The 6,000-nt window shown below is 41.6% G+C and carries 4 protein-coding genes; 1 reads left to right on the forward strand and 3 read right to left on the reverse strand.

The annotated features are described in order from the left end of the window. Positions 1–106: 106 nt before the first annotated feature. Positions 107–841 (reverse strand): glucose 1-dehydrogenase, encoded by a 735-nt coding sequence (locus PXY01_RS19350; protein ID WP_127572321.1) that lies wholly within the window; start codon positions 839–841, stop codon positions 107–109. A 140-nt stretch (positions 842–981) separates the two neighbouring features. Here PXY01_RS19350 and PXY01_RS19355 point away from each other — a divergent pair, with 140 nt between their 5' ends. Continuing rightward, the gene (locus PXY01_RS19355; RefSeq protein ID WP_164744500.1) at positions 982–1,578 is read left to right on the forward strand and encodes a TetR/AcrR family transcriptional regulator; all 597 of its coding nucleotides are present in this window, start codon (positions 982–984) and stop codon (positions 1,576–1,578) included. Between the two features lie 118 nt (positions 1,579–1,696). Here PXY01_RS19355 and PXY01_RS23380 read toward each other — a convergent pair whose 3' ends face one another. After that, the gene (locus PXY01_RS23380; protein WP_127572329.1) at positions 1,697–1,993 is read right to left on the reverse strand and encodes a carbohydrate-binding domain-containing protein; all 297 of its coding nucleotides are present in this window, start codon (positions 1,991–1,993) and stop codon (positions 1,697–1,699) included. A gap of 121 nt (positions 1,994–2,114) precedes the next feature. After that, positions 2,115–5,576 carry an AAA domain-containing protein gene (locus PXY01_RS19365; protein ID WP_127572325.1) on the reverse strand — a complete coding sequence of 1,154 codons (3,462 nt, stop codon included), beginning with the start codon at positions 5,574–5,576 and terminating at the stop codon, positions 2,115–2,117. Between the last annotated feature and the right edge of the window lie 424 nt (positions 5,577–6,000).

Consider the following 6,000-nt stretch of genomic DNA (forward strand, 5'->3'; position numbering starts at 1 on the left):
CCAAATCGTAGGTTTGATGAACAGACAAACCGTGGGCAGAAAATACTGGTTATGGAATTAAAAAAGGCGGTTTACTGTCCAGTAAACCGCCTTAAAGTGAACAAGATTATTGAGCTGTAAGCCCGCCATCCGCAACAAATTCAGAGCCCGTGGAGTAGCTGGATTCATCGGAAGCCAAGAAGAGCACAAGGTTCGTAACCTCTTCTGGCTGTGCCACCCGTTGAAGCGGGATAAACTTCGAGAACTCTTCAATGGCAGCCTTAGAATCCTCTTGTTGAATCATAGGCGTCGCGATAACGCCAGGATGTACCGAGTTGACTCGAATGTCTTGTCTGGACAGCTCCATCGCAGCAGCCTTGGTCATACCGCGCACAGCGAATTTCGTATCCGTGTAGCCAATAGCACCGCCGACAAGTCCATTGATCGAGGAGACGTTGATAATCGATCCATTTCCTGCTTGCTTCATCGAAGGCACAACGGCTTTCATCCCTAGAAATACAGAAACTTGGTTAATGTCAACGATTCGGCGATATTCATCGAGCGTCATCGACAACAGGCTGTTGTTCACCGAAATCCCTGCATTGTTCACCAGAATGTGTACCGGTCCGAAAGTTTCCTCCGCCTTCTGGATGACATTGGCCCAATCCGCTTCACTTGCTACATTATGTTTAACGAAGATCGCATTCTCGCCAAGCTCTGCAGCAAGAGCGCTTCCTAAGTCTTCCTTCAAATCGGTCAGCACGACCTTCGCGCCCTCTTCAACAAAACGTTTGGCATGGGCAGCGCCCATTCCTTGGGCAGCCCCCGTAACGATAGCAACTTTGTTATCTAAACGTCCCACAAGAACACCTCCAAAGTTAATAAGCCCATTATAATGACTTATTTACATTTTGTAAACGAAATAACTTTCCATACATTGTTTTACCCCGAAAAGCACAAAAATCATACAAGCATGTTACAATTAGGTTGGGTGATTCTATAGTGAGACGTATTGATCCAAGACAATTGAAGTCCAAAGAAAAATTGCATGAAGCGTATTTAACGCTGCAATTACAAGGATATGAGCAGTTCACCATTCAGCAGCTTTGTGATGCAGCCGAGGTGACTAGACCTACCTTTTATAAATTATATAAAGATGTTCAAGAGCTTCGCAGTGACATACATGCAACGGTTCTCGCTGATTTGAAGGAAGCCTTAACCATTACCCATCCAAAGCCTTTATCTCAAATGCCACGACAAGAAATGCCGAAACATTTAACGCTTCTATTCCAGCATATTAAGGCCAAGCACATCGCTTATGAGACTTTTTTGGTCCATCAGCCTGATGCCGTGTTTATGAATGGCGTGAAAGAGGTCGTGAAGCAATTTGTCACCGACGGCATTCGATATTCACAGGCACAAGATAAATTGCTGCGGGTTAACATCAATCTGATCATTGCATATGCGACAGGCGCTTATATGGAAAGCATCGTCTTCTGGATGAAAGAAAATTATGCGACGAGTCCTGAAGAGATGGCCAACAGCTTAATTGAAATCTCACTATTTGGCCCCTACATTTCTCCACATCCGCTCAGTTAAGCTGTAAAGATAGCTTACGCGAGAAAGAGGCTTGTCCAGAAGTCAGCAGCAGCTGACTAACGGACAAACCTCTACAAAGTTACGCTCCATTGGGTACAGACACAAGGAAAGCCTTGCTTTATGCCCGCTTGCCCCTTCCACCTGGATGCGATTGGGTAATTTCCGTTATTTTCTCTCCATTGACTGTTACATCTCCACCAATTAATTGAGCAGTACCATCTGAGTCAAAGGCAGAAGAAGCTACTATATTAAGGGTACCTCCGGTAACATCATTAATCTTAATCGCGGTCGCCTCGATGCCTTCTTCGCAGCTCTCTATGTTAATCACTCCGCCGTCGATTTGAACAAAGCGGTTCGCGCGGATAGCATTATTTACAGCAGTAATGTTAAGGTTCCGCCTTCCATATAAATGTATCCGAGGGAAGTATTGGACTACAGAGCGTTTTCGGACGAACGAGCCTTAACCGTGCCTCCAGTAATTTTGAGATCATCCTTGGAGGAAATACCGCTCGTAATGAGATCTTTAAATGTTTGATTCATTTATTTTTATCTTCAATTCTTCTTTTTTCCAAATCCAATTTGATCTGATCGATCATTCCCCGCACCTTGTCACCCCGAAAAATTAACGAGGTCTCATATCTGCACCAACGACTATTAGCTTGACGTACTGCTGATAGCCAATTAAACGATCCTTCTATAAGCATATCTTGATCTATCCAAAGCGCCTTACTATGGACACGACTAGTCCTCACTACATTAACTCCCCACGCTGATAGCATTTCTTTCGCCTTAATGAAGTGAGGAAGCAGCAAACCGTTACGTAGATTAAGCGCTTCATCAGTATATACAACAATTTTTACCCCTCTACGAACTGCGTCCTCAAAGATACTTTGTAAGCCATCAGCAATTAATGCATTGGCAGATAAAAAAGGCGAAACAATATGAACCTCTCGGTTTGCGGTCCGAATACATTGAGTAAGCATGCTGCGATGGCCTTGTAAATCGTGAATATGATCGACAGGCGAAGCTAATCGAGTTTTGAAATATAGCGGCATTTCCACATTTTGAATCTCCTGCTCCTCAGAAGCAAATAAGTACCGCGCTAATACACCAGAGGGTTTATTTGATGCTGGGTCAAAATTACTCATATCCCCAAAAACAAGAAAACTATCTTGAGCACGAGAAACCGCAACATTTAACAGGTTAACACCTGAATCAAAAAAGAGAGAGCCATCATGGTTTCCATCATAAACCGGGGAAAAAATGATAACAGGTCGTTCTGCTCCTTGCAGAGCATGTACAGTTCCTACCGTAATGCTCTTCATCGATTTCAATCCCGTTTGCTCCAGCTTCTCTAAAATTAATCTCTTTTGCTGATAAAACGGCGTTATAATAGCGACAACTTTATCGATTCCAAGCGGGGTACTTCCTTTTTTTATATAGGGTTTAGTGAGAAGCTCCTGATTGCGATGGATCCAACTCACGATCGCATCCGCTTCTATTTCATTAAGAAGACTACCGTGTTTTTTCTTCGCTTCCCCCGGAACATGAGCATATCCCAAATGAGGCAATGGGTATGACAGTAATGAAGGTCTCTTAGCTTGCAGCCTTCCATGATAAGCTAGTTCATTGCAAAAATTAATAATTTCCGGAACACAACGGCGATGTTCTACTAGCCACATCCCCCCTTCACTTGGCGATAGGGAAAACTTGGTCTTCCTACGAGCTATCAGCATGACTGAACCGCTTGATGCCGTAATTCCCTTCTCCTGAAGTTCGTAAGCTTTTTGTTTATCCTTAGCTAACTCGTACTGCAATAGATTACCGTCATCGATGGCAAAAGGAATATTCCAGACTGGCTCAATCTGAAGAATATCGCCAACAATCAATGCTTTCTTGGCTAGAGCGAACGAAGCGGCCGCTAATTCCGGAGTAACCTGTCCTGCTTCATCAATAATTAATGTATCAATAAACTCGTATAAATATTGATCCGATCCCTGCCAGGCTTTAAAAAAAGCAGGTAGCATGAAGAGCGTCGTTACAAAGCATGGAGTAAGCTTTGCGTATCTTCTCCATAGTTTTTGTTGGCTTTTTACACCCTTGTTGGTTTTATAATTAGGATCGTTCAGCATATCTCTTGTTTCTAGGATCCAGCGCCCTTCCCAATAGTGTACTGCCAATTTAAACATTTCATAGCGTAAGGTTCGGTCTAATAAGGCATTCAGCTCATTATTTGAATTACTTTGTATTTCATCTTCCGGAAAATATATTGAAATATCATCTATTAATTGATTGCTACATACCTCCCATTCTTTTCTACTTTGAGAAAGCTGTTCCTCATCTTCCCGTGCTCCCCTCAAGCTTTCATCCACTTCTGAGATTTTCTGTTGTAAAGACATTATTTCGCTTCGGAAATAAGCATTCACCTCATCATCGTTCTTGAGTAGGTCAATGCCCACAGACTTTAAAAACTCTCGATCTCGTCTGATTTTAATCTTTTTGACAAACGGGACAAAGGAGAAACACTTAACCAACCAATTACCTTTAGCAATATGACTCACCCATTCAGAACGAAGCTGCTCCAGTCGACTTTGTTGCGTTCTATAACGAGTTAGCTGACTTACAGCATGATTCATAAATACAGTAATCCCTTCAGGATACTTAGATGTAAATTCAGCCTCGTATTTATGTAGTTGTTCTATCGATTTCAATATGTGCTCCATTCGATTATTACATTGAGTTAAGCATTGGTGCAGGTATGCTACCGCATCTTCTACTTTTTCGAATGATCGATTGCTATAACGAGTCACATTGTCTAAATAGGTATAAGCTGCTTTTGAAACATCATCTAGGTTTTCCATACTCGACAGAAGACCATTTTTTATTTCGCGTGAATCCATTTTGATCGTTTGCCAGTGAGATTTAAGCTCTTTATCTTTTTTACTGCTTGAGGCTAAGTAAGAGCCATATCCTTCAATCTGAGGAATCCATCGACCGGCTAGAGGATGATTCGGTAGCTCCTGTATTTTTGTGAAGCTTTCAATTACATTCGTTACGGGCTGATTGTTAGATGAAGTAACGACCATAATTGGTGGTTCAGCCTGTTTTAATGCTGCTTTAACCCATGCTGTTGCAATAACACTTTGCAAAAAAGTCGTTTTCCCCGTTCCAGGTGGACCGTTAAGTGCCAGCATCTCTCCTTCTTCAACATGGAGCCAATGATGTAATGATTGCCTCTGAGAATCGGATAACAGGTGTTGCTGTCCCATTTGTCCTATATGCCGTGACGCCGTTCGAGTAGACAGCTCCAAGGGCAAAGCCAATTGATAGGGCTGGTCTTCTAATGATGCCAGATGACGCAACAACCTTAAAGCTGGCTTAGTTTCAATAATATGATCGTAAAGTTTCTGCACATAAGTTGCTGCTCCAGCTTTGTGCTTATCAAGCATGATGTACGATTCCTTCGAAGCAGCATATTGTTCATGTTCAAACAATCCGAAACTTATATCCGTTACTTCCTCAAACATCTTAATAGCATGGGACCAATAAAGATTCCAAGCTTCAAATTGAAATGGCTTCGCCGAGAGAAAACGATCCATCGCTCTTAGCGTTCCTATCGGATAAACGCTACCTAGACAAGGATCTAAATAATCTCTAGGTATCCATGGTATTTTGTGAGGAGGCACCAATAAATTTCCGCCCTTATTCAATAGAGCCGGTATCCATAAAGGAATGAGGATAGCAGGGTGATTGCCCTTACTCTTACTATGCTCAACTTTTAAATAGGATATAATAGGGCAAAGCAGAACTTGAATTGTGTTTATTTCATCCTTCTTTGATTCTTTTTCAAACAATTTAAGCGTGATATCGTCAGGAATTCTCCCTACCTTCAAGTAATCAAGATGTATTTGCAAGGCGGCCTTTTTTACTTCTTTCACGTCAGGGCTTAGTCGATCAGCATCAGCCAGACTATTGCGCCAATAATGTATAATATTCATCAGCGATATAATCCACCCCTTATTTAGATATAGTCGAGGAAATATGAAATTAGTCCTAACCTCTTTCTAATAAATGAACAAATTCTCTACATATCAACATTTTCCTCCAAAATTTTTCATAAAACAAACCAGTTAATTTATATCATATTCGCCCATCCAAACCATTACAGAGAAAGCACCTAGACATAGAAATAGCGCTTAGCGCTTTCTCACTTACGGCGCAGCGGCCATTAATTATCGTTAAACTATCATGCTATCTAATTATGACTCCACAAAATTGCTTCTTGACTGTTCGACTAAGAAAGCTAGGGAAATCATTGCTTTAGTGGCTAAAGAAGGTGATACTAAGCGGGAGTACCAGGACATTTTGCCATTCGTTCCATCCTCCTTTGATTTTGTGTATGCAAAAAAAAAAAAAAAAAAA

Origin of the sequence: Paenibacillus xylaniclasticus, from assembly GCF_004001065.1 — a bacterium.
GTDB classification, from domain to species: Bacteria; Bacillota; Bacilli; order Paenibacillales; family Paenibacillaceae; genus Paenibacillus_T; species Paenibacillus_T xylaniclasticus.

What these genes read in the sequence shown, in the direction of transcription:
- PXY01_RS19365 (WP_127572325.1), bottom strand. Translation starts at nt 5,576, where the DNA reads ATGAATATTATACATTATTGGCGCAATAGTCTGGCTGATGCTGATCGA.